Origin of the sequence: Actinomycetospora straminea, from assembly GCF_028737255.1 — a bacterium.
Taxonomy (GTDB): Bacteria; Actinomycetota; Actinomycetes; order Mycobacteriales; family Pseudonocardiaceae; genus Actinomycetospora; species Actinomycetospora straminea.
This window is the reverse complement of sequence record NZ_JAQZAN010000005.1, coordinates 60682-87012: the sequence shown is the minus strand read 5'-3', so window position 1 is coordinate 87012 and position 26331 is coordinate 60682. Positions and strand designations below refer to the sequence as shown.

Genomic DNA, 26331 nt, shown 5'->3' with positions numbered 1-26331 from the left:
GTGGCTGCACGCGCTCCGTCAGGTCGGACATCCGGGGATCCCCGCAGCTCCGGCCCATCGACGTGGCCCCGGTCACGTCCGGATGACCGCCCCGTGTCACGCGCGGTGACGTCGACGGCGTATCGAGATCGTGATGTGCCGGGAACACCCGCCGGCGCCCGTTCGGGCCAACCGCCGCGACGGCCGGGACCGATCAGCTCGGGTCGGCGCCGTCCCGGGAGCGGATCGCGGTGCGCTGGCCGCCACCGAGACCCCACAGCCCGAGCAGCCGGTCCTCGATCCGCTCGAGCTCGCCGGCGATCGCGACGTGGGCGCTGCGGCGCCGGCTCGAGGGCATCTGGTCGGCCGCCCGGATCGCGGACTCCATGTCCGTGAGCCGCTGCTCGGCGTCCTCGACGAACGACCGGATCTCGCGCCCGCGGTCGTCGTTGCCGGTGCCGTGGCGGTCGCGCAGGTCGTGCGCGGACAGGGCGAGGTTGTGCACGCGGGCGTAGAGGTGCGCGCCGCGGCCGGTGAACTCCGAGAGCTCGTCGGGGGCGATCCCGAGCTGGCGGGCGCGGTGGGCGTCCCAGCGGTCCCGGGCCACGCCGACGGCCTGGTAGACGATCGGGGCGACCACGGGCACGACGACCCGCGCGATCCCGATGTAGCGCTTGACCTTCGCGCCGGTCCAGGGGTCGGCGGCGGTGCCCTCGAGCCCGTCGTCGGACTCGAGCTCCGACTCGTCGGACTTCCGGCGCTTCTTCGCGGCCTTGAGCGCCTTCTTGTCGCCGAGGAGGGTCGCCTCCTGGGTCTCCGCGAGGTGGCGCGCGGCCAGCGCCGCCCGGCGCCGTTCCTTCTGCGCCTTGACGGCGAGGTCCGCGGCCTTGCGGCTGACGACGAAGACGTCCTCGCCGACCTGCGTCGCGTCCGCCTCCGTCGCGGGCCGTCCGCGGCGCCGCAGCAGTCCCATGGACCCTCCCGTCGTCGTGCCCGTGGGCGCGGCGCCCCGGACGGATCGCCCGCACCCTAGTGGCCGGGCGGACGCGCCGGAGCGTGATCGTCCCCGCGCGTCGGTGCCGCGCGGTCTCGGGGACGATCCCGGCCGGTCGGGGGCCGTATGCCCGGGTCCTCCCCGCGCCACACCCGCCCGTGCCCGGACGGGGTCCCGGGCGGCTCCGGACCCCGGCGAGCCCGCGACCAGCGGGGCTGTCGGGGTGACGTGGGAAACTCGGTCCATGAGCACGACCACCGCGTACGAGGCCGACGACGGGTGCCCGCCCGCCGTGCCCGCCCCGTCCCGGCGGCCGGTCCTGCTCGACGCCGCCGCGACCACGCGGTGCCGCCGCCGGGTCCACCTCGAGCACGTGCCGCCCGAGGACCTCGGGCCCGGGGGCGTACCCGCCGGCGACGACGCCGATCCCGGCGTCGCGATGCGCCGCGCGGACGCCGCGGCGCACCGGGCCGTGCTGGCCGGGCGCTGGGCCGAGCTGCTCGGCTCCCGCTGGGCGGCGGTGCCGCCGGCGCCGACGGCCGCCGCCCGCGTCGTCGCGACGCGCGAGCTGCTCGCCGACGACGAGCGCCGGCCCGACGTCGTGGGCAACGCCGAGCTCCCGGCGGCCGAGGGGCGCCGCGGCGGGGCCGAGGCGCTGGTGCGCGCGGTGCCCGGCGAGCCGGGCTCGGGCTGGTGGCCGCTCATCGTCGTGCGCCACCGCGTGACCGACCCGGGCGAGGGCGCGCTGACCGCGCCGCTGGGCCAGCCCTATCCCGAGGCGGCCACGTTCGACGAGACGCGGCGGGTCCGCACCGTCACGCGCGACGTGCTGCGCCTGGCCCACCTGCACCGCATGCTGCGCGCCGCCGGCCTCGCGCCGCCCGAGGCGCCGGACGCGCCGGTGTGGGGCGGGGTCGTCGGCATGGACGCGGACGTCGTGGTGTGGATCGACCTCGCCGACGCCGGGCCCGGCGGGCGCAGCGCGCTCGAGACGTACGACCGGCGCCACGGCGACCGGCTCGCCGTCGCCGAGTCCGCCCGTGCGCGGGGGCCCGCGCTCGCCGAGCCCTCGCGGATCACCGAGTGCCGCCGCTGCCCGTGGTGGCCGACGTGCGAGGCGGCGCTGCGCGCGGCCGACGACGTCAGCCTCGTGGTGCGCGGCGACGCCGCGCTGCGCCTGCGCGGCCGGGGCGTGACGACGGTGCGCGAGCTCGCGGCGCTCGACCCGGCGGTGGGCCTGCCCGGCCCGGAGCCGGACCCGGAGGTGCCCGAGGCCGGCGAGGTGCCCGATCTCGTCGAGGCCGTGGCGCTCGCCCGGGCCTGGACCCGCGACGTCCCGCTCGTGCGCCGCGTCGCCCGGCCCGTCGTGGCCCGGGGCGACGTCGAGGTGGACGTCGACATGGAGAGCCTCGGCGAGGACGGCGCCTACCTGTGGGGCGCGCTGCTCACCGGCGCGGACATCGGGCTGGAGCACGGCTACCGGGCGTTCGTGACGTGGGACCCGCTGCCCACCCGCGACGAGGGACGCTCGTTCGGCGAGTTCTGGACGTGGCTCTCCGACGTGCGGGCCCGCTGCGCGGAGCGGGGCCTCGTGATGCGGGCGTACTGCTACAACGAGCAGGCGGAGAACCGCTGGTTGCGCGGTTCCGTCGAGCGCTTCGCCGGCATGCCCGGCGTGCCCCCGGCCGCCGAGGTCGAGGAGTTCATCGCCTCCGAGGCGTGGATCGACCTGTTCCCGGCGGTGAGCGAGTCGTTCCTCTGCCCGCACGGCAAGGGCCTCAAGCGGGTCGCGCCCTCGGCGGGGTTCGCCTGGCACGACCCGGAGGCCGGCGGCGAGAACTCCATGCGCTGGTACCGGGACGCGGTCGGGCTCGACGGCGGCGAGCCCGACCCCGCCCAGCGCGAACGCCTGCTGGTCTACAACGCCGACGACGTGCGGGCCACGTGGACGCTGCGGACGTGGATGACCTCGGAGCGGGTGCTCGAGGTCCCCCACCTCGCGGACCTCTAGCGCGGCTGCATCCGCAGGCCGCCGTCGAACCGGATGACCTCGGCGTTGAGGTAGTCCTGCTCGATGATCTGGGCGACGAGCTGCGCGTACTCGTCGGGACGCCCGAGCCGCTGCGGGAACGGGATGCCGGCGGCGAGCTGCTCGCGGAACGACTCCTCCACGCCGGCGAGCATCGGGGTGTCGATGATCCCGGGCGCGATGGTCATGACGCGGATGCCGTACTGCGCGAGGTCCCGCGCGGCGGGCACGGTCATCCCGACCACGCCGCCCTTGGACGCCGAGTAGGCGATCTGCCCGATCTGGCCCTCGAAGGCCGCCACCGACGCCGTGTTGACGACGACCCCGCGCGCTCCGTCGGTCAGCGGCTCGGTCTGCGCGATCGCCTCCGCGGCCAGGCGCATGACGTTGAAGGTGCCGATCAGGTTGACGCCGATGACCTGGTTGAACACCGCGAGGTCGTGCGGGCCCTTCTTCGACAGCACGCGGCCGGCGGTCCCGATGCCCGCGCAGTTGACGACCACGCGCAGGGGCAGCCCGGTGGCCGTGGCCGCCTCGACCGCCGCGGCCACCTGGTCGCCGTCGGTCACGTCGGCGCCGATGTACTCGACGCCGTCGAGCGGCTCGGCGCCGTCCACGGCCTTCGGCAGGTCGATGGCGACGACCCGTGCGCCGTCCTTCGCGAGCCGGCGGACGGTGGCCCCGCCGAGGCCGGAGGCCCCGCCGGTGACGATCGCGGCGACGTCGGTGGTGTCCATCTCTCTGCGGCGCTCCTCTGCGGCACGGTCACGACAGGGGGTCGTGTACCCCGCGCGGGAGGCTAACCCCGACACCCCGCGCCGGTCAGCACTGACTGTTCGTGAACGACGCCACGCCGCCGGTCAGGGGCGCGCGATGCCGAGCTGGTAGTCGTCGAGGTAGCCCGACGCGAACCCGGCCTCGGAGTAGGCCAGGTAGAAGTCCCACATGCGCACGAAGGTCTCGTCGAACCCGAGCGCGCGCACCTCCGGCTCGCGCTCGAGGAACGTCGCGCGCCAGCGTCGCAGCGTCTCGGCGTAGTCGAGGCCGATCGAGCGCCGGTCCACCACCGCCATCGACGTGTGCCGCGCCAGCGTCCGGTCGATCGCCTCGAGGCTCGGGATGAGGCCGCCGGGGAAGACGTACTTGTGGATCCAGGTGTACGACGACTTGGTCGCCTCGAGGCGGTGGTGCGGCATCGTGATCGACTGCAGCCCGAAGCGGCCGCCCGGGGCCAGCAGCCGGTCGACGGTCGCGAAGTACTCGGGCCAGAAGCGCTCGCCGACCGCCTCGATCATCTCCACGCTGACCACGGCGTCGAAGCCGCCGGTGGCCTCGCGGTAGTCGCGGACGTCGATCGTGATGCGGTCGGAGACCCCGGCCCGCTCGGCGCGGACGCGCGCGAGCTCGGCCTGCTCGACCGACAGGGTCAGCGTCGTGACCCGTGCGCCGCGGCGGGCGGCGCGGATCGCGGTCTCGCCCCAGCCGGTGCCGATCTCGAGCACGTGCTGCCCGGCGCGCACGCCGGCCAGGTCGAGGATGCCGTCGATCTTGCGGTGCTGGGCGTCGACGAGGGCCTCGTCGGGGCGCGCGGGGTCGAACCAGGCGGCCGAGTACATCATCGACTCGTCGAGGAAGAGCGCGAAGAGCTCGTTCGACAGGTCGTAGTGGCGGTGCACGTTCTCCTGCGACACCTCGGCGTCGGCCGCGACCTCCTCGCGCGGCTGTCCGCCGTCGTAGAGGCGACGCAGCCCGCGCAGCGGCCGCGGGACCAGCTCCTCGACGTGGTCGGTGAGGGTGCGCAGCACGCCGACGAGGTCGTCGGAGTCCCAGTCGCCGACCATCCAGGCCTCGCCGAAGCCGATCAGCCCGAGCCGGCCGAGGCGGGTGAAGAAGGCGTCCGGCCGGATCAGGCGCAGGCCGGGCCCGGACGTGTCGCCCTCGCGCGACCCGTCCGGCCACACGAGGTGCATCGGCAGCCGCTTCACCGCCGCGCGGACCAGGCCGCGGGCCACCGTCATCCGGAGCGGGTTCTCGCCCGGGTCCTGCAGGCCGGGCCAGACGCCCTCCGCGGGCCGGGGGACGACGCGGCCGGTGGCCAGGGCGGTACTGCGCGTGCTCGGCAACACTGGTGTCGTCCTCTCGTCCGCGGCCCTCGGGCTGGACCGCTGGGGGCGTCGGCTGACGGTCGGGGTGGCGCACCCGTGCACGCCACGTCGCCGCCTCCTTCGCGACGCGCCGCCGAGGTGTTCGCTGCTTTCGCGGAGATCACCCCCGGAGCGCGGCCCCGAAGTGATCACTCACGGACCGCTGTCGTGCGTTACCGTGCGGAACCTGCCCAGGTCGGACGCGGTCCGGCGGCGACCGCGGAGGAAGGTGTGATGGGCGTCCCGGAGCAGCTGCGACGGCTCGACGAGGACCTGGCCACCGGCCGGGTCGACGCCGAGTCGTACCGGCGCCGGCGGGACGCGATCCTCGCCAGCCGCCTGCCCCCGCCGCCCGCCGCCCGCGACGACCTCGACGACAGCGAGCTCGACGCCGCCGAGCGCGAGCTGGGCTTCGATCCCGACGACGCCGGGTACGGGACGCGCCCCCCGTCTCCCGATCGACCGGCGCCGCGGGCGGGCGGGACGTCGTCGGGGCCGGGCGGCCCGCCGACCACGGGGTCGCCGAACGGGCGACCCCCCGCGGGCCCGCCTCCGGGTCAACGCCCCGGCCCGCCGTCGGGACCGCCGCGTCGGCCGGCGGGACCGGCCGGCGGAGCGGGCCACGACCCGGCGCCCGCGGGCGGCGCCCCGACCTCGGCGGGAGCTGCGCGACCCGCCGACGGACGTGACGGTGCCGCGCGGGGTCCCGGCCCGACCGCGCCGGTGAGCACCACCGGCGTGCGTCCCGGTCCGTCGTGGCCGGCCGACCCCCCACGCGGAGCACTCCCGCCCCCGCCGGCGTCGCGACCCGGCGGCGGCGGTCCGGCGAGCTCACCGGCGAGCCCCGCCGGCTCCGGGACGCCGACCGCGGCGGCGGCTGCCGGGCGGGGGAGCGGCCCGTCCGATCCAGCCCGCGAGACCCCGCCACCGACCGGCCCGAGGACACGGGTCGACCCGGTGGCCGCGGCGACCCCACCGGCCGCCTCGGCCTCGCCGCCCTCCTCGGCGGCGCCGGGTCGGGAGGCCACCGAGCCCGCGGCCGATCCCGCGCCCGTCGGCCCGGCGGCGGTCGAGCTCGAGCCCGCCGACGCCGAGCCGATCGGGGTCGCGGCCGTCGCGGACCCCGAGCCGCCGAGCCAGGAGCCGCCGACCACCGGCGCGTCCGCGGCGGGGGAGCCGGAGCCACGCCGGTCCGCCGACGCCTTCGCGACGATGCCGGCCGCCGGCGCGGTGGCCAGCGCCCTCGCCCCGAGCGGGCCCGCGACGCCGGTGGAGCCCGGCACGGACGACCCGACGAGCGCGGCCGCACCGGCCGGACCGGCCTCGCCGGTCGCTGCGGAGCCGACGGCCACGAAGCGCCCGGCGGTGTCGGGCGGCGCCACCGCCGACGCCTCGGCGGCGGAGCCCGCGCCGGCCACGCAGGCCGACGCCGCGCCGGCCGAGCCCGCCCCGGCCGAACCGGCCACGTCGGCCGAGCCCCCATCGGCCGAGCCCGCGCCCGCCGACACACCCCCCGCCGAGCCCGCCGACCCGGACGCGTCGGCCGTCCCCCGCGGCATCCCGATCCCCGCGACGCCCGCGGAGGCGCCCCCGCTGCCCGAGACCCGGTCGTCGCCCGCGCTGCGTCCCCCGCCGCCCCCGGTCGAGGAGGACGACGCCGAGACCGACGAGCGGCCCCTGCCGGCCGACCCCTTCCCGCCGCCGTTCCGGTGGGCGGCGGGCGAGGCGGAGGAGGCGTCACCCGACACCACACAGGTCGTGCGCGACGCCGCGGGGCCGGCCGCCGACCGCACGCAGGTCGTGTCCCGGCAGGACCGGGCGCCGGTGGCGGAGGAGACCCAGGTGGTGCGCCGGGGTCCCGCTGCGGAGCCGCCGTGGTCGGGAGGCCGCACCGGCCGCTCCGCGTGGAGCGGCGGCCCCGACCGGCCGGCGCCGCCCCCGCCACCGGAGCGGACGCAGTTCGTGCCCGGCGCACCTGCCCGCGCGGCGGCCGGCGGGGTCGTGCGCCCCGAGGACACCGCGCCGCCGTGGGCGAGCGCCGCCGCCCGCTCCGAGGGGCTGCAGGGGCGCGAGCTCTTCGCCCGCGGACCCGGCCCTCGCGCGGGCGTGATCCTGGGGACCGTCGCCCTGCTGCTGCTCGTCGCGGTGGTGCTGGTGGCGTCGATCGCGCTGGCGTGAGGCGTCGTCACTAGGCTCCGCGTCCGTGGCGACCATGGTCACCTTCCACGCACACCCCGACGACGAGTGCATCGCCTGCGGCGGCGTCATGCGCGCCGCCGCGGACGCCGGGCACCGGGTCGTCCTGGTGGTCGCGACGCGCGGCGAGCACGGCGAGATCGTCCCCGGCGTCCTCGAGAACGGCGAGACGCTCGCCGAGCGCCGGGTCAAGGAGACCCACGCGGCGGCCGACGTGCTGGGCGTCGCGCGGGTCGAGTTCCTGGGCTACGTCGACTCCGGCATGGTCGACACGGACACCAACGGCGCGCCCGGGTCGTTCTGGTCCGCGGACGTCGAGGAGGCCGCCGAGCGGCTCGCGGCGATCCTGCGCGAGGAGGACGCCGAGGTCCTCACCTGCTACGACCGCATCGGCGGCTACGGCCACCCCGACCACGTCCAGGTCCACCGCGTGGGACGCCGCGCCGGGGAGCTGGCGGGCACGCCGCGGGTCTACGAGTCGACGAGCAACCGCGACGAGTTCCGGCGCATGGCCGCGATGGCGCGCGAGGCCGGCGAGGAGATGCCCGATCTCGACCCCGAGGGGTTCGGCTCGCCCGAGGAGGAGCTGACCACCCGCGTCGACGTGACGCCGTGGCTCGCGGCCAAGCGGGAGGCCATGCGCGCGCACCGCAGCCAGATCCCCGACGACTCCTTCTTCCTCGCCCTGCCCGACGACCGCTTCGCGCTGGCCTTCGGCACCGAGTGGTTCATCCGCGTCGGCGGCGACCCCGCGCAGCGCGAGGACACCCTCTTCCCCGCGTAGCCCGCGCACGCTCACGGCACGCCCGGGAGCCCTCGTCGGAGGGACCGTCGCCCGGCGTGGTGATATGGACGACGACACCGACACTGCGGGACGGAGCCGGCGGATGCCGAACGAGATCGTCGTCGATCGGCGCCCCGTCGGGGGAGAGGGCTGACGTGGCGACCGGTCTCGACCCGGCGAGCGGCTCGGTGCGCGACCTGCCCACCCTCGTCGACGACACCCCGCGCGCCGGCACCCGGCGGCGGCCGTCGCCGGCGATGCTGCTCGCGGCCGCCGTCGGCGCGCTCATGGGCGGGCTGCTGTTCCTCGTGGCGTACCGCGGGATGCCGGACGACTCCTACATCACCCTCGACTACGCCCGGAACGTCGCCGAGCTCGGGCACTGGGGCCTGACCCCGTTCCGCGACGCGAACTCGGCCACCTCGCCGCTCAACGTCTGGCTGCTCGCGGGCGGCATCCTCGTCACCGGGCGTCCCGCGGTGTCCGCGGGCCTCGTGCTCGTCGCGACCACCGCGGTGATGGCGGTCTGGGCGGCGGGCCTGGCCGGCGAGCTCCGGCTCCGCCGGGTGCTGGTCGCGGCGCTGACGGTCGGGCTGATCGTCACCTCGCCGATCTTCGCCGCCGTCGTCGGCATGGAGTCGTTCCTGGTCGCGGCGCTGCTCGTGGGCGTGGCCCGCTACGCCGCGGCGCGCCGGGCGGTCGCGACCGGCGTCGTCACCGGCCTGTCGGTCCTCACCCGCCCCGACCTGGTGCTGCCCGCCGTGGTCCTCGTGGTGGTGCTCTTCCTGGTGGCTGCGCCGCGCTCGTGGCGCCGGACGCTGGTCGCGCTGGGCGTCGGCGCGCTGGTGACGCTGCCGTGGCACGTGTGGTCCTGGTTCGTGCTCGGCAGCTTCGTGCCCGACAGTTTGATCATCAAGACGAGCGGGGCGTTCCCCGGCGGCGAGGTCTTCGGCAACGGCCCGCTGTTCATGGCCGAGCGGTGGCCGGTCGCGATGCTCGTCGTCGGCGTGGTCGTCGGGGTCGGCGTGGTGTCGTTCGTCGTGTCGGCCGCCCGGTGGCTGCGCGGGCGGGGACGGCTGCTCGACCGCGTCGTCGTGGCCTGCGGGCTGGCCGCCGCCGCGCACTACGGCGCGTACGCGGCGATGGGCGTCTCGTCCTACATCTGGTACTACTGCCCGTCGTTGGCGCTGATGACGCTGTGCGCGGCCCTCGGCGCCGCCGACCTGAGCCTGCAGCGCACCGGCGCGGTCGTCACCGGGCTGGCGCTGGTCGCGGGCGTGAGCATCGGGCACCAGACCGGGCTGGGCATCCCGTGGCCCCACCCGGCGGTGTTCGGCAACTGGGCCAGCGCCGCCGACTACATCAACGCCGGCACCGGCCTCGGCCGCGAGCTGCCGCCCGGCCAGAGCGTCCTCGCGCCCGGCGAGATCGGGACCCTCGCGTTCGCGTGCCGCTGCGACATCGTGGACCAGTTCAGCGACCGGGCCCGCCTCATGTCGATCGTCGACTCACGGCAGGCCACCGCGGGACCGCTCGGGGCCTGGCTGCTGCGCGTCAACTTCCTGCACGCCGAGCGCGAGCCGGTGGAGCCGCCGGACCGCCAGCTCACCTACGAGACGGGGCCCGGCCCGGGCTGGCCGACCTACGTCATCGGCCGCGGCGCCGGCCACCTCGTGCTGGAGTAGGGCCCCGAGAGGGGCCCCGGGCTGCGGGCTCAGCCCTCGAGGATGTAGCCGCGCCCGCGGACGGTGCGGATGCGCTCCGCGCCGAGCTTGCGGCGCAGGTAGCCGATGTAGACCTCGACGATGTTCGACGTCGGCGGCCCGCCCCACACGCGCGTGACGAGCTGCTCCTGCGACATCGCCTGCCCGCGCGGGTGGCGGATGAGCGCGTCGACCACGGCGAACTCGGTGCGCGAGAGGCTCACCGGCTTGTTCTCGACGAAGACCTGCTCGAGCGCTGTGTCGACCGCCACGTCCCCGCGGCGCAGGAAGAGCTGCGCGGTGGGCCGGTCGTCGCCCAGCCGCAGCCGCAGGCGCGCCAGCAGCTCCTCCATGGGGAAGGGCGTGACGAGGTAGTCGTCCTGGGTCGCGCGGAGGGTCGAGACCGTGCGGTCGCGGGCTTCCGGGCTGGTCAGCGCGATGACGGGGGTGCGCGGGCTGTCGCGGTGGAGGTCGGCGAGGACCTCGACCGGACGCAGCCCGGGCATCTCGATGTCGAGGACGACGGCGCGGGCGCCGCTCGCCCGGGCCGTGGCCCCGACGCTCCAGCTCTCACGAAGGAGTTGCGGTTCGAAGCCGTGGGACCGCAACGTCCCCACGAGGACGCTCGTTGTGCGGTGGGACGGGGCCACGCACAGCACGCGGCCCCGCTCCGCGCCCGCATAACGGTCAGGTCTCATCGCGGCCACTGTGGCCCGAGCTGCTCGCGGTTTCAATCGACGAGCGCTGAACGGAGACGTGATGCTCGTCGGCGTCGCCGACCGGTGGTCACCTGAGAGCCGGGCGGTGCGAGCGGAGCACGGATTCATCCTTTCGGCGGCATCAGCCTGCCGATCGTCGCGCCGAGCGGGCCTGCGAGCGGTGTCCGAGCACTGATTTTCTCAGCTCCGGTCTCCGTGAGTGGCCGTGTCCCTACCGTGACCTTCCGTCGGAGCCGGACGGCGACGCTCCCCCTCACGTCATGCCGTCGTCCGTGCTCCGCCGACAGACCACCCGTGGACACCCGTGTCCCCGACGCCGACTCCCCGGACGAGCTCCCCACGTCCCGGCGCCGCGGGCACCCGTAGGAGGTTCCCCGTGCCCCGACGCGGACGACATCGCGTATCACTCCCCAAGCGGCTGCTCGCGATCGTGGCGGCCCTGCTCATCACCGGCGGCATCGTCACCGTCGCCGGCTCGGCCTTCGCGGACGACGACTCGGGCTCGGGCTCCGACTCCGGGATCCTCAGCGCGTTCACGGGCGGCGACGAGGAGTCCGGCGAGGAGGGCTCCGAGGAGAGCTCGGAGGGCTCGGACGACGAGTCCGGCTCCGGCTCCGACGAGGGCTCCGAGGGCTCCGAGGGCGAGGAGAACTCCGACCAGGGTGGCCAGGACGAGGACGGCCAGAGCGAGCGAGAGCGTCGCTCGGCCGAGAACAACGGGATGAACGAGGACGTCGGCGAGGTCGAGGCCGACAACGAGGGCGCCGAGGTCGAGGCCGCCGAGGCCCGGGCGGCCCAGGAGGACCCGTTCCCCGGTCGTGACGAGGCCGCGGACGCCGACGAGGGCGACTACGTCGACATCGCCGACGTCGAGCGCAACGGCAACATCGGCGAGGGCGGCGTGTTCCGCGGCGGGTCCTACGCCGTCGACTGCGGCGTCAGCGACCACAACAACTCCGACAACTACATGGCCGCGCCGGGCAAGCGGAACGGTGCCCAGCACGTCCACGACTACGTCGGCAACCGGACGACGAACGCGGACTCGGACGACGACTCGCTGCAGGCGGCCGCCGACGACAACCAGACGTCGTGCGTCAACGAGGACGGTTCGACGTTCTTCTGGCCGGTGCTGCGCGACATCAACGGCGCGAGCCCCGACGACGGTGAGGACGGCGGCAGCCTCGACGGCAACCGCGGCGCGATCCTCAAGCCGGCCTCGGTGGACCTGCGGTTCCACGGCCACGGCGACCGCGAGGTCCAGCCGATGCCCACGCACCTCATGATGATCATGGGCAACGCGAAGCAGGGCGCGCAGGACGGGAAGAACGTCAACGCGAAGTACACGTGCTCCGGCGGGGGCAACGAGGACCGGATCACCGCGCAGTACCCCATCTGCGGCGAGGGTGAGCAGCTCACGCGCATCCTCGACTACCCCAGCTGCTGGGACGGCGAGAACCTCGACTCGAAGGACTTCCGCTCGCACATCTTCTTCCCGGACGACGAGGGGAACTGCGAGTCCGACCAGACGCCGATCCCGGCGCTGCGGATCACGCTGAAGTACGACCAGCCCGAGGGCCGCACCTTCCAGATCGACAGCTTCCCGAACGAGCAGCACGACCCGGCGACGGACCACTCCGACTACGAGAACGTCGCCACCGAGGCGCAGAACGAGGCCGGTGCCGAGTGCATCGCCGGTCGCATCCCCGCTGCGCAGTGCACCAACATCCCGCGTGAGGGGACCAACTCCTAGCGCGACCGCACGACCCGAGGGGCCGTCCCCGTGATCTCCGCGATCACGGCGGGCGGCCCCTCGCGTTCGTGCGCCCGCCGACATACGGTCGGGGGCAGGCGCCGAGGCGGCGCTCACGGGAGTCCGGGCGAACCGGGCTGAGAGGGGACCTCGCCGTAGCAGGACGGCAGCGGTCCCGACCGTCGGAACCTGATCCGGATCATGCCGGCGCAGGGAGGCTGCGAATGAGCACGTCCACGTCCGCGTCCACCTCCGGGACCGGTGCGCACCCCGAGGTCGCGCCCACCCTCGACGGACCCGTCCCCCAGACCCTCGGCTTCCTCGACCAGGGCGCCTTCTGGGCCAACCTCGGCGTCAGCCTGCTGGGGTTCGCCGGTGTCCTCGCCGTCCTCCAGCCCGCGGGTGCGCCGGCGCTGACCGTCACCGCCGCCGTGGTCGCGACCGTCGTCGGCACGCTGATCGGCAGCGCCATGGTCGGGCTGTCCGCGATGCCGGGCGCGGCGACCGGGGCGCCGGCGATGGTGCTGCTCCGCGGCCTGTTCGGCGGGGTCCTGTCGTGGGTGCCGTCGGTGCTCAACGTCGTCCAGCTGATCGGCTGGGGGACGTTCGAGCTGGTCGTCATCGCGCAGGCGGGCACGCTCGCGCTCGGCGGGCCGACGTGGGCGTGGGTGCTCGGCGCCGGGGTGGTGACGACGCTGCTGACCCTGCGCCCGCTCGGGATGCTGCGGCTGCTGCGGCGGGTCGTGACGATCCTCGTCGCGATCTCCGTCGCCTACCTCGCCTGGTGGCTCTTCTCGCGCCCGGAGCTCGACCTCGCCGCCGGGGGCGGCTCCTGGGCCGGGTTCTGGGCGGGCACCGACGCGGCGATCGCCGTCGCCGTCTCCTGGATCCCCGTCGCCTCGGACTTCTCCCGGCACTCCCGCCGCGTCTCCACCGCCTTCGCCGCGGCCACGGTCGGCTACGGCATCACCCAGATCGTCTGCTTCGTCGTCGGCCTCGCCGCCCTCGCGCTGGTGGCGGGCGACGGCGACGCGGTGTTCGCGCCGATGCTGGCCGCGCCGCTCGGTCTCGTGGCGCTGCTCGTGCTCACCGCGCGGGAGACCGACCAGTCGTTCGCCAACGTCTACTCGACGGCGGTCTCGGTGCAGAACCTCGCGCCGCGCGCCGACCGTCGGCTGCTCTGCCTCGTCATCGGCGCGCTCATCACGGTGCTGGCCCTCGGCGTCACCATCGACGACTACGCGGTCTTCCTCGCCGTCATCGGGTCGGTGTTCGTGCCGCTGCTGGGCGTCGGGGTCGGGGACGCGCTCGTCCGTCGGGGCGCCGCGCCCGACCTGTCGCGCTGGGCGCCCTCCCGGCCGCTGATGGTCGTCGCGTGGGCGGTCGGGTTCGTCGTGTACCAGCTGGTCAACCCGGGTGGCGCCCCCGTCTGGTCCGACGCCTGGACCGCGGTGCGCGACGCCCTCGGGTTCACGCCGCCGACGTGGCTGTCGGCGTCGCTGCTGTCGTTCGTCGTCGCCACGGCCGTCGCCGCGGGCCTCGCCCTCGTGGAGCGCCGGCGCCGGACGTGACACTCGTCCGGGTGACGGCGACGGGGTGGGTCGGGTAGGGCTGGTGCCGTGGGGCGCCGCGGTGGGTTCGGACGCGAGCTGCGCTCGCCGGTGACGCTGGTGCTCGTCGTCGTCTGCGTCGTGACCGGGGTGTGGGCGGCGCTGGTGCTCACCCCCGAGCAGGACGTCGAGGCGTTCGGGCAGCAGATCAGCGTCGGGGCGCAGCCGCCGACCGCGACGCCGTCGGGCCCGCCACGGATCGTGCAGATCGGCAACACCAGCCTCGACGTCCCGGACGTGACGATCTACGGGCCGCTGCGCCCGCAGCTCTCGATCGGGCCGGTGCAGCGCAACGAGACCGCCGGCCGCGCGGTGGAGTCGCTGGCGGAGGGCAGCAGCCCGGCGGACGCGCTGGCGGCGATCGTCGGCGGCTTCGAGCGCTGGTACGCGTGGGCGACGCTGATCCTGGTCGCCGTCGTCCTCGGCGTGTGCGGGCTCGTCGGGTCGCTGCGCGTCCTCGCCGCCCTGCGGTCCACCGCGCGGCGGTCGGGGGCGGCGGCGCGCCCGGCCGTCATCGCCCGCCGGCTCTCGCGGACGCTGACGCGCTCGACGGTCGTCGCCCTCGCCGTGGCCCTCGGGGCGTGGGGCGTGTGCGGGGTGCTCGCCGTGGCCGGGGCCCAGGGCCTGCGCGACGCCCGCTCGCTCACCGACCTCACCGGCGCCCACCACGTCACGCCGTCGCCGGTCGGCCCCGAGGTGTCCGGGGTCCGGGGGGTCGTGATCGGGGACTCGCGCGTCGCCCGGCTCGGCGGGCCCCCGACGCCCGACGCCACGCCCGAGGACCTCGCCTGCGCCCGCAGCAGCGACTCGCTCGCGCGCCAGGTCGGGGCCGCGCTCGGCGACGAGGTGCTCAACCTCGCCTGCTCGGGCGCCCGCATCACCGCGGGCCTGCGCGCACCGCAGCAGGTCGGCGGGCAGCTGGTGCCGCCCCAGATCGGCCGGCTCAAGCAGGTCGAGGACCCGGCGTTCGTCGTCGTCGCCGTCGGGCCCAACGACCTGAACTGGACCGACCTCATCGGCTACTGCTACGCCGCCGCCGACTGCGCCGACAACTTCACCGCCGGCGAGTTCCGCTACCGGCTCGCGGCCTTCGACCGCGACTACGCCGACCTCCTCGCCGACCTCGCCACCCTGCCGTCGCGGCCGCGGGTCGTCGTCGTCACCTCCTACGACGTGCTGCGCCCCGACGCGCGGTGCGCCACCGTCCGCGGGCCGCTGCAGTACCCCGGGCTCACCCCCGAGGAGATCGCGCTGCTCGCGGGCCGCAACGCCGAGCTCAACGGCGTGCTCACCGCGGGGGCCCGGCGCTACGGGTTCGACGTCGTCGCCCCGCCGCTGCGCCCCCTGTGCACGCCGGCGCCCGACGGGCTGGGCGCCGACCTGCAGTCCCTCGAGGACCCGCACCCGTTCCACCCGACCGGGATCGGCGAGCTGCGCCTCGCGATCCCCGTCGTCGCCCGGATCGGCCTGCCGTCCGGCGCACCGCCGCCGGGTTGATCCCGGGGCAGGCATCGATCGGGCAACCGACGGCTACTCCCCGGCCGTGAGGATGCGGACGCTGGGACGTACCGGGATCAAGGTCAGCCCCTACTGCCTGGGCGCGATGATGTTCGGCGCGTGGGGCAACACCGACCACGACGACTCGATCCGGATCATCCACCGCGCGCTGGACGCGGGGATCAACGTCGTCGACACCGCCGACGTCTACGCGCAGGGCGAGTCGGAGGAGATCGTCGGCAAGGCCCTGCAACAACTCCCGCCCTCCCGCCGGGACGACGTCGTGCTCGCCACCAAGGCGCACGCGCCGATGGGCGACGACCCGAACCACCGCGGCAACTCGCGGCGCTGGCTCGTGCGCGAGGTGGAGGACTCGCTGCGGCGGCTGCAGACCGACCACGTCGACCTCTACCAGATCCACCGCCCCGACCCCGAGACCGACGTCGAGGAGACCCTCTCCGCGCTCACCGACCTCGTGCGCAGCGGCAAGGTGCGCGCGATCGGGTCGTCGACGTTCCCGGCCTCCGAGATCGTCGAGGCGCAGTGGGTCGCCGAGCGCCGCGGCCTCGAGCGCTTCCGCAGCGAGCAGCCGCCGTACTCGATCCTCAACCGCGGCATCGAGCGTGAGGTCCTCCCGGTCTGCCGGCGCTACGGCATGGGCACGCTGGTCTGGAGCCCGCTGGCGATGGGCATGCTCACCGGGAAGATCCGCAAGGGCCAGGAGGCCGGGACCCGACGCGCCCAGCGCACCCCGGGCCGGTTCACCGACGAGCGCAAGCTCGACGCCGTCGAGGCGCTGATCCCGCTCGCGGAGAAGGCGGGCCTGTCGATGGTGCACATGGCGATGGCCTTCGCCGTGTCCCACCCGGCCGTGACCTCCGCGATCATCGGGCCGCGCACGATGGAGCAGCTCGAGGACGTGCTCGCCGGGGCCGAGGTCACCCTCGACGACGAGGTCCTCGACCGCATCGACGAGATCGTCCCGCCCGGCGTCGACGCCAACCCCGGCGACGTCTCGTACGAACCGCCCGCCATCGGCGAGGTCACGCAGCGCCGCCGACCGCGCGAGGAGCGGGCCGCGGCAGGGAATTAATTCCCTCGAAAGGGGCGGATGGCGGATGGAGACCGGGCACCCCCTCCACAACGCTGATCACTAGAAACCCACCTCCGGAAGGGGTCCCGCGATGGGCACCGTGGCCGTCGTGATCGTCATCGTGGTGGTGCTGCTGGCGATCGCCGGGGCCGCTGCCCTCGTGCTCGCGCGACGCCGGAGACAGCAACAGCTGCAGCAGGAGTTCGGTCCCGAGTACGAGCGCCGTGTCTCCGAGACCGGCGACCGCAAGGAGGCCGAGCGCGAGCTGCGCCAGCGCAAGGAGCGCCACGACCAGCACGAGCTCCGGCCGCTGCAGCCCGAGGAGCGCCAGCGGTTCCACGCCGACTGGCAGCAGGTCCAGCGCGGGTTCGTCGACGACCCGGGCGGCGCGGTGGAGCACGCCGACGCGCTGCTCGTGACGATCATGCGCGCCCGTGGCTACCCGGTCGAGGGCGGCGAGCGCCGCACCGACGACCTGTCGGTCGCCCAGCCCCACCTCGTCGAGGACTACCGCGAGGCCCAGCGGGTCGTGACCGCCCACCGGCAGGGCTCGGCGACCACCGAGGACCTGCGCGCCGCCTTCACGGCGTTCCGCACGCTGGTCGAGGCGATGCTGGACGACGGCTCGCCGCAGGGTGGGCACGACGGCGCACCCGGCGGCCCGGGCCAGTACGACGGGCAGCCCGGTGGCCCGGGCCAGTACGGCGGGCAGCCCGGCGGCCCGGGTCAGTACGGCGGGCAGCCCGGCGGACCGGGTGGTCAGTACGGCGGACAGCCCGGCGGGCCGGGGCAGTACGACGGTCACGGCGGCCCCGCCGGCGGCACCGAGCGCATCCCGGGCTCGCCCGGGGGCGGCGCGGGCCAGTACAGCGGTCCCCCAGCAGGAGCGACAGAGCGGATCGAGCCGTCACGCGGGGGTGCGCCCGGGCAGGGAGCGCCGCCCGCCGCCCCGGCCGGTCCGGGCCGGCCACCGTCGGCGCCCCCGGCGACCGGCGGACCCGACGGACACCAGGAGCGCAGGCGATGAACCACCCCGAGCAGAGCCGTCCCGCGGGCTACGACGAGCAGGCGGGCCACGCCCGTCCGGGCGGGTACGACGAGGACCCGCGGCAGAACGAGGGCGGACCGGGACGCGCCGAGGACCCCTACGGCCGCCAGGCCGCCGGGCAGTTCGGCGACCAGCACGCCCAGCACGCCGACCCCTACGGCGACCCGACCGTCGGCGCCCAGCAGCAGTACGGCCAGCCGCAGGGCGGGCAGTACGCCGCCCAGCACGGCGGGCCGGGCGGGGCGTACGGCCAGCAGGCCGGCGAGCACGTCGGCGGCAGCCAGTACGGCAGTCAGTACGGCGACCAGTACGGCAGTCAGTACGGCGGCCAGTACGACCAGCCGGGCCAGCACGTCGGCGGTCAGGGTCCCGGCACCGGCGAGGGCCTCGGCGGCGGCCAGGGCGTCGGTGGGGGCCAGTACGACCACGAGGGCGCGCAGCCGGGCCAGCACGTCGGTGGTGGCCAGTACGACCAGGCCGGTCAGTACGGCGGGGGCCAGTACGGGGGTCAGTACGGGGGCCAGTACGACCAGCCCCGTGCCCAGCCCGACCAGTACGGGCAGCACGCCGGCCAGGCGCCCGGTCAGCAGTACGCCGGGCAGGACTCCGGGGTGCCGACCGGCGCCGGTCCGGGCGGCCCCGGGGTCGCCGGCCCGTCCGGGATGGGCGGACAGCCCGGGGCCTACCCCGGACCGCCGGACCGCGCGGGCGGGGCGCCCGGTGAGCCGACGAGCGGCCGTGACGGCGGCAACGGCTTCGGCGGGCCCGGTGGTCCGGGCGAGCCGGCCTCGGACACCGCTCGGGGCGGTACCGGCGGCGGGAGCAGCGCCGGCCCCGACCACGACACGATCATCGACCCGCAGCGGGCGGCCCAGTGGCGCTCGCAGTGGGAAGAGGTCCGCATGACCTTCGTCGACCAGCCCCGTGACGCCGCCGCGCGGGCGGACGGCCTGGTCGGCGAGGTGCTCGAGGAGCTCTCGCGCACCTTCGCCCAGCAGCGCAGCGCGCTCGACCCGAACGCGCTGGACGGCGACCCGTCCACCGAGGAGCTGCGCCGCGCCGTGCAGCGCTACCGGGAGTTCTTCGACCGGCTGCTCACGCTGTAGCCCGCGCTACCCGCCGGTACGGTCCGGCCGTGGTCTCGACCCAGGACTTCGGCCGTGCCCTCGACCGCCTCGCCCCCGTGGTCGGGGCGGTCACGAGGGCGCACATCGCGCTCTACCGCCGTACCGGCGGGCGCCTCGGGCACAGCATCCCGGGGTTGCCGACGATGCTGTTGCTCGACCACGTGGGCGCGCGCAGCGGGCGCCCACGCACCACGCCGCTGCTGTACTTCACCCACCCCGACGACCCGGACGACCTCGTCGTCGTCGCGTCCTACGGCGGCCACCCGCGCCACCCGGCCTGGTTCCACAACCTGAAGGCCCACCCCGACACGACCGTGCAGGTGCGCGACGAGGTCCGCCCGGTGCACGCACGCATCGCCGGCGACGCCGAGCGCGAGCGGCTCTGGCCCGCCGCCATCGCGACGTACGGCCCCTTCCGCGGCTACCAGCGGCGCGCGCAGGAGGTCGGGCGCACGATCCCGTTCGTCGTGCTCACCCGCCGCCGCTAGCGCCTCCCCAGAGCGCCTACCGACCGCGCCTACCCGGAGCCGCCTATCCCCGCAGCCGGACGTGGTCCGGCGTCAGGTCGGCGATCCGCGAGACGCCGAGCAGCGCCATCGTCCGGCGGATCTCGGCGGTGAGGATGGCGCCGAGCCGCTCGACCCCGCGCTCGCCGCCGGCCATGAGCGCGTAGAGGTAGGCCCGCCCGACGAGGCAGCCCGACGCCCCCAGCGCCACGGCGGCCACGATGTCCGCGCCGGACATGATGCCGGTGTCGAGCAGAACCTCCGCGTCGTCGCCGACCGCCGCGACCACGGACGGCAGCGTCTCCAGCGGCACCGGCGCGCGGTCGAGCTGGCGCCCGCCGTGGTTCGACACGACGATCGCGTCGGCGCCGGCGTCCACCACCCGGCGGGCGTCCTCCGCCGTCTGCACGCCCTTGACGACGAGCGTCCCGTTCCACGTGGATCGGAGCCACGTCAGGTCGTCGAGCGTCAGGTGCGGGTCGAACATCGTGTCGATGAGCTCCGAGACCGTGCCGCCCCACGACGACAGGGCGGCGAACTCGAGCGGCTCGGTGGTCAGGACGTTCGCCCACCAGTGCGGGTGGCGGGCCATGTCGAGCAGCGTCCGGACGGTGAGCGCCGGGGGGATGGTCAGCCCGTTGCGCCCGTCGCGCAGGCGCGCCCCGCCGACCGGGGTGTCGACGGTGAGCATGAGCGCCTCGTTGCCCGCGGCCTTGGCCCGCTCGACGATCGCGGCGCTCGCCTCCCGGTCGCGCCAGAGGTAGAGCTGGAACCAGCGGCGGGTCTCCGGCGCGGCGAGGGCGAGGTCCTCGGGCGACGTGGTGCCCATCGTCGAGAGCGTGTGCGGCACCCCGAGCCGCGCGGCCACGCGCGCCACGGCCGGCTCGCCCTCGTGGTGCATCATCCGCGTGAACCCGGTCGGTGCGAAGGCGAAGGGCAGCGCCGACGGCCCGCCGAGCAGCGTCGTCGACATGTCCACCGTCGAGACGTCCCGCAGCACCGACGGCCGGAACTCCAGCGACGCGAACGCCTCCCGCGCCCGCCGCAGCGAGTGCTCGGCCTCGGCGGCCCCGTCGGTGTAGTCGAAGACCGCGCGCGGGGTGCGCCGGCGGGCGATCTCGCGGAGGTCGGCCACGGTCTGGGCGCGGGCGAGGCGGCGCCGCGTCGGGTCGAGATCGGGGCGGGCGACACGCAGGAGCGGCCGCAGCTCCGACGGCCGCGGCAGCCGGCGTGCCGTGCGGCCCGTGATGGGGTGCTGCTGCGGGGTCGTCATCGGCCACGCTCCTCCTCGCGACGGCAGGACCTCCCACCGAACGGGGCCGGACGCGGAACGTCAAGGACGGGGACGAAGCGCGAGCGCGCGCACGGGCAGGGGATGGTCCCCCCGTGACGACCTGCTCTGCGGTACAACCGACCGTGACGGGGCCGACCACCGACGGTCCGGGGGAGAGGACGAGGTCGTGAGCTACCCGCAGCGCTCGTGGGACGACGGCGACGTGGAGGTCCTCGGCAAGAGGCTCTGGGCCGGCGGTGTCGCCACGGCCATCGTCGCCGCGGGCATCGCGATCGTCGGCGTGCTGATCATCTCCAACGTCTTCGAGCTCGGCATCCAGACCGCGGAGCGCAGCGGCGCGCTGGTCGACAACGCCATGACGATCATCCCGGTGTGCGCGGTCATCGCGGCCCTCGCCGGCACCGCGCTGCTGCACCTGCTGCTGCTCACCACGCCCCGGCCGGCGACGTTCTTCTCGGCGATCGTGCTGCTGGTGCTCGTGGTGCTGCTCCTGCAGGTCTTCCTCGCCCGCGGCGGCATCATCGACCACATCGCGACCGCGGTCCTCTACGCCGCGATCGGGCTCGCGATCATCTCGATGCTCTCGGGCGTCTCGCGCACCGCCGTGCGCCCCGTGTCGGCAAGCGGCTGGGGCGGGCGCCAGTACGACGGCCGCTACGACCAGCGCTACGGCAGCTACGAGCAGCCCCGCGAGCCCTACCCCGGCCCCTACGGCCAGGACGAGCGCACGACGCGTTACGACCCTCGCGGGCAGCAGGGCGGCCGCTGGGGGTAATCGACCGGGCCGCCACCGTGACGTTGATTCTATTGACGCCCCTTCCCTTGACCCTCCGTGCGACTCCTGACGACGATCGAGGCGCGTGATGCTCCACGCGGGCGACCACACCTGTCCGCGTCCAGCTCCGTCGCCCCCGGTGGGCGACACCGGGAGGAGAGGTCAGCGATGGCACCCACGGCGGTCAACGGCACGAGCACCGGCACGAGCGGCCGCGAGCACGAGGTCGTCCGACAGGCACCGGCGCCGGGCGAGGCCTCGGGCAGGACGCCCCACCACCCCGTCGACCTCGAGGCGGCGCGCCAGTCGATCCGCCTCGCGCTGCCCGAGCCGGGCAGCAAGTTCAGCCAGGACGACGAATTCTGCGTCGTCGCCCAGCCCGACGGCTCGTGGGGCGAGTTCCGCTTCCACGACTACGACCGCATCTTCCAGGTGCCGGGGCTCTACGAGAAGATCTTCTACGACGTGCTGGGCTGCGACTCGCCGCGGTTCATGGTCGGGCTCCTCGACGACGCGCTCGCCTCGTCCGGCGTGGCGGCGTCCTCGCTGCGCGTCCTCGACCTGGGCGCGGGCAACGGGATCATGGCCGAGGAGCTCGCGGCGGTCGGGGTCGAGCACTCCGTCGGCGTCGACATCCTCACCGAGGCCCGCGACGCCGCGCTGCGCGACCGGCCGGGCCTCTACGCCGACTACCGGGTCGCGGACCTCACGAAGCTGCCGGCCGAGGACCGCGAGGTGCTGGCCGCCCACCAGCTGGACACGCTGACGGTGGTCGCCGCCCTGGGCTTCGGCGACATCCCGCCCCTGGCGTTCCGCACCGCCTATGACCTCATCGCCCCCGACGGCTGGGTCGTCCTGACCATCAAGGACGCCTTCCTCGAGGCCACCGACACGTCGGGCTTCGGCGGCATGATCGGCGAGTCGATCCGCTCCGGCGCGCTCGAGGTCGTCCGTCGCGAGCGCTTCCAGCACCGCCTCGCCACCGACCGCAGCCCGCTGCTCTACGAGGGCATCGTCGCGCGCAAGCGGGGGCCGCTCGCCGGCTGACCGGGGCGTGAGAGGGACCTCGGACTCGTCGGTAACCGTGTGATGCACGTCCTAGCGGGGCACACTCGTCGATGGGGCGTGTCAGGTGCGGCACGCCCGGTGAGTCGACGTGGAGGTCGCCGACATGACCGTGGACCAGGCCCGTACCGAGGCGCAGCGGAGCCCGGCCGTCCCGACGTTCCCGACCGTGGACGTCGCCCGTTCCCTGGAGTCGGTGGTCCCCGCCGACGTGCTGGCCGAGGTCGACCCGGCGCTGTGGGGACGCACCGTCGTGCAGCTCGCGCAGGGTCTGGCGACCCACCCGTCCGACGTGGGGCGGGTGGTCGCCGGGCACGCGGCCCTCGCCGCGCGCATCGGGACGGCCACCGTCGCCCGGGCCTTCGGGTCGACCGCGGACGGGCCGGTGCCGATCGAGAAGGACGGCCGGTTCAAGGACCCGACCTGGGAGGAGAACCCGGTCTACTGGGGGCTGCGCCAGCAGTACCTCGCCCTGGCCGCGACCCTGCACGACCTCGTCGACGCCGCGGGACTCGACCCGTCGTCGCGTGAGCGGGCCTCGCTGCTCGCCGACGTGCTGGGCAGCGTGCTCTCCCCGACCAACCTCCTGCCGGGCAACCCGGCGGCGCTCAAGCGGGCGTTCGAGACCGGCGGGTCGAGCGTGGTGTCCGGCTTCCGGCAGATGCTCGACGACCTCGCCACCAACCAGGGCCGCCCGCAGCAGGTCGACCGCACCACCCTGCGCGTCGGCAAGGAGCTCGCGGCGACGCCGGGCAAGGTCGTCTACCGCAACCGGCTCATGGAGCTCATCCAGTTCGAGGCGCAGACCGACGAGGTCCACGAGATCCCGATCCTCGTGAGCCCGCCGTGGATCAACAAGTACTACGTCATGGACCTCGCCCCCGGCCGCAGCTTCCTCGAGTGGGCCGTGCAGCACGGCCACACGGTGTTCGTCATCAGCTACCGCGACCCGGACGAGTCGATGGCCGACACGGGGCTCGACGACTACCTGGAGCTCGGCGACCTCGCCGCGCTCGACGTCGTCCAGGAGATCACCGGGGCGGAGAAGGTCAACCTCGTCGGGCTGTGCCTGGGCGGGCTGATGGCCACGATCGCGACGGCCATGCTGCACGCGCGGGGGCAGGGCGACCGCATCAACTCGCTGACCCTGCAGAACACCCTGCTCGACTACTCCGATCCCGGGCCCGTGGCGAGCTTCGTCGACCCGGAGATCGTCGAGCGGCTCGAGCGCAAGATGGCCAAGACCGGCTACCTGCCCTCGGAGTCGATGGCGGGCACGTTCGACCTGCTCCGCGCCAACGACCTGATCTTCAACTACGTCGGGCCGAACTGGCTCGAGGGCAAGGCGCCGCCGGCGTTCGACATCCTCGCGTGGAACGCCGACTCGACCCGGATGCCGGCGAAGATGCACGCCTTCTACCTGCGGCACTTCTACCTGCAGAACGAGCTGGCGCGCGGCGAGCTGGAGCTGCTCGGCGAGCACCTGCAGCTGAAGTCGATCACCAACGACACCTTCATCGTGGGCGCGGTGAACGACCACATCGCGCCGTGGCGCACGTCGTTCACCTCCACCGGCCTGCTGGGCGGCGACGTGACGTTCACGCTGTCGAACGGCGGGCACATCGCCGGCGTCGTCAACCCGCCCGGCAAGAAGGCGAAGCACTGGATCGGCACCGTCGGCGGCGACGCGGCGCCGGACCCCGACACGTGGATGCAGCGGGCGACCGAGGTGCAGGGTTCCTGGTGGGAGCCGTGGCGCGACTGGATCGGCGAGCGCGCCGGCGGGATGCGCCAGCCGCCCCCGACGGGCTCGGAGGCGCACCCGCCGCTCGGTGACGCGCCGGGCAGCTACGTGCTCGGCGAGGGGTGACGCGCACCGCACGGCCATGACGTCGGGGTGACCCTGCGTAACAGGAGGAGGTCGGCGGTCGATCGACGGTTGACGGCACCGTCCCGGGTCGTCACCGTGTTGCACGGGGCGCATCGTCAGCGCGCCTCCTGCAACCGGCCGCCAGCCTTCACCTCCGAGGGTGTTGCCCGTGAACCGTCACGCCTCCGTCGCCCTGCGTCGCAAGGTCGACGACGCCGTCGGTCCCGTCTACGACCGGGTGTTCTTGCGCCTGGACCTCCTGCTGACCACCCGCGAGGGGCGGTGCGGCTGCGACGCCTGCGTCGCGAAGGTCGCGGGGTGGCGCGATCGGCTGGTGGGGACGCTGCCGCCGCTGTAGGCCGCGGTGACGGCTGGTGGTCCGTCGGTGACCCGACGTGACCGAGGCCACCGCACCCCCGCGCCGGGGCCCGGGTGCTTGATAAACTGAGCACTCGTCACCGACGACGGAGGGACCCCTCATGGCAACGCCGACCGCGCCGAAGGCCGACCCGGACCTCGACCAGCTCCGCGACCGGGCCGTCGACACGATCGCGCAGGTGCAGGAGGCCGGTCTGCGCCTCGCCGGCTCCGTCGCCGAGAGCTGGGCCTCGGCCCTGCGCGGCCTGCCGGGCATCCCCGGCCTGTCCGGCGGCGTCCCCGGCCTGTCCGGCATCCCGGGCCTGTCCGGCGTCCCGGGTCTCGCCCAGGGTGCCGACCAGGGGGTGGCCGGCCTGCCGCGCACGCCCGCCGAGGTCGTCGACCGGGTCTACGACACCGGCGTGCAGATCCTCGAGGCGCAGCGCTCGGTGGCCCACCAGGTGCTCGACGCGGTCGCCCCGGCGCTCCCGTCCGCCCGCGCGACGGTGACGTCGCCGCTGCGCTGACGTCGTGGGCTGACGCCGTGGTCGGCCCGGGCGGGCCGTGGGAGGACCACCGCCGCGCCCTGGGCGGGTTCATCCGCAGCCAGCGCAAGCTCGCGCGACTGTCGCTGCGGCAGCTCTCCGCCCTGAGCAACATCTCCAACCCGTACCTGAGCCAGATCGAGCGAGGGCTGCACGAGCCGTCGGTCCGTGTGCTGCACGCGATCGCGGAGGCCCTCGACATCTCGGCCGAGAACCTGCTCCTGCAGGCCGGCCTGGTACGCGAACAGGCCGGGGGCGCCCCGGCAGATGCCGATGAGCGGGGGGACTCGTCCACCGAACGGGCGATCCGCGCCGACCGCCGGCTCTCCGACGCCCAGAAGGAGGCCCTGATCTCCGTGTACCGCAGCTACACCGCGGGTTCGCCGACCGGAGGCGCGTCGTGAGCGCGCTCGCGGTCCCCGAACCCGCTTCCGCCCCACGCGACGAGTGGGTGGGCGACGTGGTCGTCACCGGCCACCGGCTCCACGTCGCCCACCGCCCCGGTGCGCCCGGGCGCCTGCCGCTGGTGCTGGTCAACGGCATCGGCGCGAGCCTCGAGCTGTTCGAGCCGCTCGTCGCCGCGCTCGACCCCGACCGGCCCCTGGTGCGCTTCGACGTGCCCGGCATCGGGGGGTCACCGCTGCCGTGGGTGCCGCTGCCGATGGCCGGGCTCGCCGCGCTCCTCTCGGGGCTGCTCGACGAGCTCGGGTACGCGCGGGCCGACGTCCTCGGCCTGTCGTGGGGCGGCGGCATCGCCCAGCAGTTCGCGCTCCAGCACCCCGACCGGACCGCGCGCCTCGCCCTGGTCAGCACCGGGACCGGCGCGATGATGGTGCCGGCCCGCTTCAGCGTGCTGGCCAAGATGCTGACCCCGCGGCGCTACAACGACCGCGCCTACCGTCGCGAGGAGGGCGCGGAGATCTACCAGGGCGAGTCCCAGGCGGGCGTCGACGCGGTGTTCTCCCGCGTGCACCCGGTGAAGTTCCGCGGCTACCTCTTCCAGCTCATGGCCCTCATGAGCTGGACGAGCCTGCCGGTGCTGCCGTTCATCGGGGCGCCGACGCTGGTGCTCGCGGGCCGTCGCGACCCGGTCATCCCGATCGTGAACGCGCACATCATGGGCACGCTCATGCCGCGCGCGACCGTGCACCTGCACCACGGCGGGCACCTCGGTCTGCTCACGCGGCCCGACGAGCTGGGCCGGGTCCTCGAGGACTTCCTGGACAACTGAACGCCTGCCAATAAG

At 75.0% G+C, this 26331-nt stretch carries 23 protein-coding genes and 1 riboswitch; of the genes, 18 read left to right on the top strand and 5 right to left on the bottom strand.

The window, feature by feature from the left end; genetic code table 11:
* Positions 1-193: 193 nt before the first annotated feature.
* On the bottom strand, positions 194-952 hold the full coding sequence (locus tag PH190_RS09375) for a DUF6474 family protein (RefSeq protein ID WP_274231235.1): 759 nt from the start codon (positions 950-952) through the stop codon (positions 194-196).
* Positions 953-1217: 265 nt separating this feature from the next.
* Here PH190_RS09375 and PH190_RS09370 point away from each other — a divergent pair, with 265 nt between their 5' ends.
* The gene (locus tag PH190_RS09370) at positions 1218-2984 is read left to right on the top strand and encodes a TM0106 family RecB-like putative nuclease (protein ID WP_274231234.1); all 1767 of its coding nucleotides are present in this window, start codon (positions 1218-1220) and stop codon (positions 2982-2984) included.
* Here PH190_RS09370 and PH190_RS09365 read toward each other — a convergent pair.
* Entirely contained in the window at positions 2981-3739 is a 759-nt protein-coding gene (locus tag PH190_RS09365) for an SDR family NAD(P)-dependent oxidoreductase (RefSeq protein WP_274231233.1), read from the bottom strand. The two genes, PH190_RS09370 and PH190_RS09365, sit on opposite strands and share 4 nt — an antisense overlap.
* Positions 3740-3862: 123 nt before the next feature.
* Entirely contained in the window at positions 3863-5128 is a 1266-nt protein-coding gene (locus PH190_RS09360) for an SAM-dependent methyltransferase (protein WP_274231232.1), read from the bottom strand.
* A 252-nt stretch (positions 5129-5380) separates the two neighbouring features.
* Here PH190_RS09360 and PH190_RS09355 point away from each other — a divergent pair, with 252 nt between their 5' ends.
* From PH190_RS09355 to PH190_RS09345, 3 genes are all read left to right on the top strand, one after another.
* Positions 5381-7324, top strand: a complete 1944-nt coding sequence (locus tag PH190_RS09355) for a hypothetical protein (RefSeq protein ID WP_274231231.1) — start codon at positions 5381-5383, stop codon at positions 7322-7324.
* 25 nt (positions 7325-7349) lie between these two features.
* Positions 7350-8126: a PIG-L family deacetylase gene (locus tag PH190_RS09350; protein WP_274231230.1), complete on the top strand. Its 777-nt coding sequence runs from the start codon at positions 7350-7352 to the stop codon at positions 8124-8126.
* A 155-nt stretch (positions 8127-8281) separates the two neighbouring features.
* The gene (locus tag PH190_RS09345) at positions 8282-9811 is read left to right on the top strand and encodes a hypothetical protein (protein WP_274231229.1); all 1530 of its coding nucleotides are present in this window, start codon (positions 8282-8284) and stop codon (positions 9809-9811) included.
* Positions 9812-9840: 29 nt separating this feature from the next.
* On the opposite strand, the gene PH190_RS09340 is transcribed toward PH190_RS09345, so the two are convergent.
* Positions 9841-10446: a response regulator transcription factor gene (locus PH190_RS09340; RefSeq protein WP_274231228.1), complete on the bottom strand. Its 606-nt coding sequence runs from the start codon at positions 10444-10446 to the stop codon at positions 9841-9843.
* A gap of 532 nt (positions 10447-10978) precedes the next feature.
* On the opposite strand from PH190_RS09340, the gene PH190_RS09335 reads away from it, so the two are divergent.
* The 7 genes from PH190_RS09335 (at position 10979) to PH190_RS09305 (ending at position 19161) form a co-directional block, all read left to right on the top strand.
* Positions 10979-12298 (top strand): DUF1996 domain-containing protein, encoded by a 1320-nt coding sequence (locus PH190_RS09335; RefSeq protein ID WP_274231227.1) that lies wholly within the window; start codon positions 10979-10981, stop codon positions 12296-12298.
* A gap of 105 nt (positions 12299-12403) precedes the next feature.
* A riboswitch (TPP riboswitch) is annotated at positions 12404-12531 on the top strand.
* A complete protein-coding gene (locus PH190_RS09330; RefSeq protein ID WP_274231226.1) occupies positions 12523-13869 on the top strand; it encodes a purine-cytosine permease family protein in 1347 nt (448 codons plus the stop codon). It overlaps the preceding riboswitch by 9 nt.
* Before the next feature lie 48 nt (positions 13870-13917).
* Positions 13918-15405, top strand: a complete 1488-nt coding sequence (locus PH190_RS09325) for a GDSL-type esterase/lipase family protein (protein WP_274231225.1) — start codon at positions 13918-13920, stop codon at positions 15403-15405.
* A 46-nt stretch (positions 15406-15451) separates the two neighbouring features.
* Positions 15452-16498 (top strand): aldo/keto reductase, encoded by a 1047-nt coding sequence (locus PH190_RS09320; RefSeq protein ID WP_274231224.1) that lies wholly within the window; start codon positions 15452-15454, stop codon positions 16496-16498.
* 91 nt (positions 16499-16589) lie between these two features.
* Positions 16590-17525: a hypothetical protein gene (locus PH190_RS09315; protein WP_274231223.1), complete on the top strand. Its 936-nt coding sequence runs from the start codon at positions 16590-16592 to the stop codon at positions 17523-17525.
* Entirely contained in the window at positions 17522-18652 is a 1131-nt protein-coding gene (locus tag PH190_RS09310) for a hypothetical protein (RefSeq protein ID WP_274231222.1), read from the top strand. The genes PH190_RS09315 and PH190_RS09310 overlap by 4 nt, the downstream gene beginning before the upstream one ends.
* A gap of 29 nt (positions 18653-18681) precedes the next feature.
* Positions 18682-19161, top strand: coding sequence for a nitroreductase family deazaflavin-dependent oxidoreductase (locus PH190_RS09305; RefSeq protein WP_274231221.1), 480 nt, complete (start codon positions 18682-18684; stop codon positions 19159-19161).
* Between the two features lie 43 nt (positions 19162-19204).
* On the opposite strand, the gene PH190_RS09300 is transcribed toward PH190_RS09305, so the two are convergent.
* Entirely contained in the window at positions 19205-20452 is a 1248-nt protein-coding gene (locus tag PH190_RS09300) for an alpha-hydroxy acid oxidase (protein ID WP_274231220.1), read from the bottom strand.
* A gap of 187 nt (positions 20453-20639) precedes the next feature.
* Here PH190_RS09300 and PH190_RS09295 point away from each other — a divergent pair, with 187 nt between their 5' ends.
* The 7 genes from PH190_RS09295 to PH190_RS09265 all read left to right on the top strand — a co-directional run bounded on the left by PH190_RS09295 (position 20640) and on the right by PH190_RS09265 (position 26316).
* Positions 20640-21248 carry a hypothetical protein gene (locus PH190_RS09295; RefSeq protein ID WP_274231219.1) on the top strand — a complete coding sequence of 203 codons (609 nt, stop codon included), beginning with the start codon at positions 20640-20642 and terminating at the stop codon, positions 21246-21248.
* A 168-nt stretch (positions 21249-21416) separates the two neighbouring features.
* Complete coding sequence (locus PH190_RS09290; protein ID WP_274231218.1) at positions 21417-22295, top strand: methyltransferase domain-containing protein; 879 nt, start codon at positions 21417-21419, stop codon at positions 22293-22295.
* 124 nt (positions 22296-22419) lie between these two features.
* Entirely contained in the window at positions 22420-24183 is a 1764-nt protein-coding gene (locus PH190_RS09285; RefSeq protein WP_274231217.1) for a PHA/PHB synthase family protein, read from the top strand.
* 169 nt (positions 24184-24352) lie between these two features.
* Positions 24353-24541: a hypothetical protein gene (locus tag PH190_RS09280; RefSeq protein WP_274231216.1), complete on the top strand. Its 189-nt coding sequence runs from the start codon at positions 24353-24355 to the stop codon at positions 24539-24541.
* Positions 24542-24662: 121 nt separating this feature from the next.
* Entirely contained in the window at positions 24663-25067 is a 405-nt protein-coding gene (locus PH190_RS09275; protein WP_274231215.1) for a hypothetical protein, read from the top strand.
* 17 nt (positions 25068-25084) lie between these two features.
* The gene (locus PH190_RS09270; protein WP_274231214.1) at positions 25085-25489 is read left to right on the top strand and encodes a helix-turn-helix domain-containing protein; all 405 of its coding nucleotides are present in this window, start codon (positions 25085-25087) and stop codon (positions 25487-25489) included.
* A gap of 47 nt (positions 25490-25536) precedes the next feature.
* Entirely contained in the window at positions 25537-26316 is a 780-nt protein-coding gene (locus PH190_RS09265; RefSeq protein ID WP_274231213.1) for an alpha/beta fold hydrolase, read from the top strand.
* The last annotated feature ends 15 nt before the right edge of the window (positions 26317-26331 follow it).

Bases quoted from the DNA above. Each gene is read 5' to 3' on its own strand.
- PH190_RS09300 (WP_274231220.1), bottom strand. From the start codon at position 20,452: ATGACGACCCCGCAGCAGCACCCCATCACGGGCCGCACGGCACGCCGG.
- PH190_RS09355 (WP_274231231.1), top strand. From the start codon at position 5,381: ATGGGCGTCCCGGAGCAGCTGCGACGGCTCGACGAGGACCTGGCCACC.
- PH190_RS09275 (WP_274231215.1), top strand. From the start codon at position 24,663: ATGGCAACGCCGACCGCGCCGAAGGCCGACCCGGACCTCGACCAGCTC.
- PH190_RS09290 (WP_274231218.1), top strand. From the start codon at position 21,417: ATGGCACCCACGGCGGTCAACGGCACGAGCACCGGCACGAGCGGCCGC.
- PH190_RS09375 (WP_274231235.1), bottom strand. From the start codon at position 952: ATGGGACTGCTGCGGCGCCGCGGACGGCCCGCGACGGAGGCGGACGCG.
- PH190_RS09370 (WP_274231234.1), top strand. From the start codon at position 1,218: ATGAGCACGACCACCGCGTACGAGGCCGACGACGGGTGCCCGCCCGCC.
- PH190_RS09310 (WP_274231222.1), top strand. From the start codon at position 17,522: ATGAACCACCCCGAGCAGAGCCGTCCCGCGGGCTACGACGAGCAGGCG.
- PH190_RS09330 (WP_274231226.1), top strand. From the start codon at position 12,523: ATGAGCACGTCCACGTCCGCGTCCACCTCCGGGACCGGTGCGCACCCC.
- PH190_RS09285 (WP_274231217.1), top strand. From the start codon at position 22,420: ATGACCGTGGACCAGGCCCGTACCGAGGCGCAGCGGAGCCCGGCCGTC.
- PH190_RS09365 (WP_274231233.1), bottom strand. From the start codon at position 3,739: ATGGACACCACCGACGTCGCCGCGATCGTCACCGGCGGGGCCTCCGGC.
- PH190_RS09315 (WP_274231223.1), top strand. From the start codon at position 16,590: ATGGGCACCGTGGCCGTCGTGATCGTCATCGTGGTGGTGCTGCTGGCG.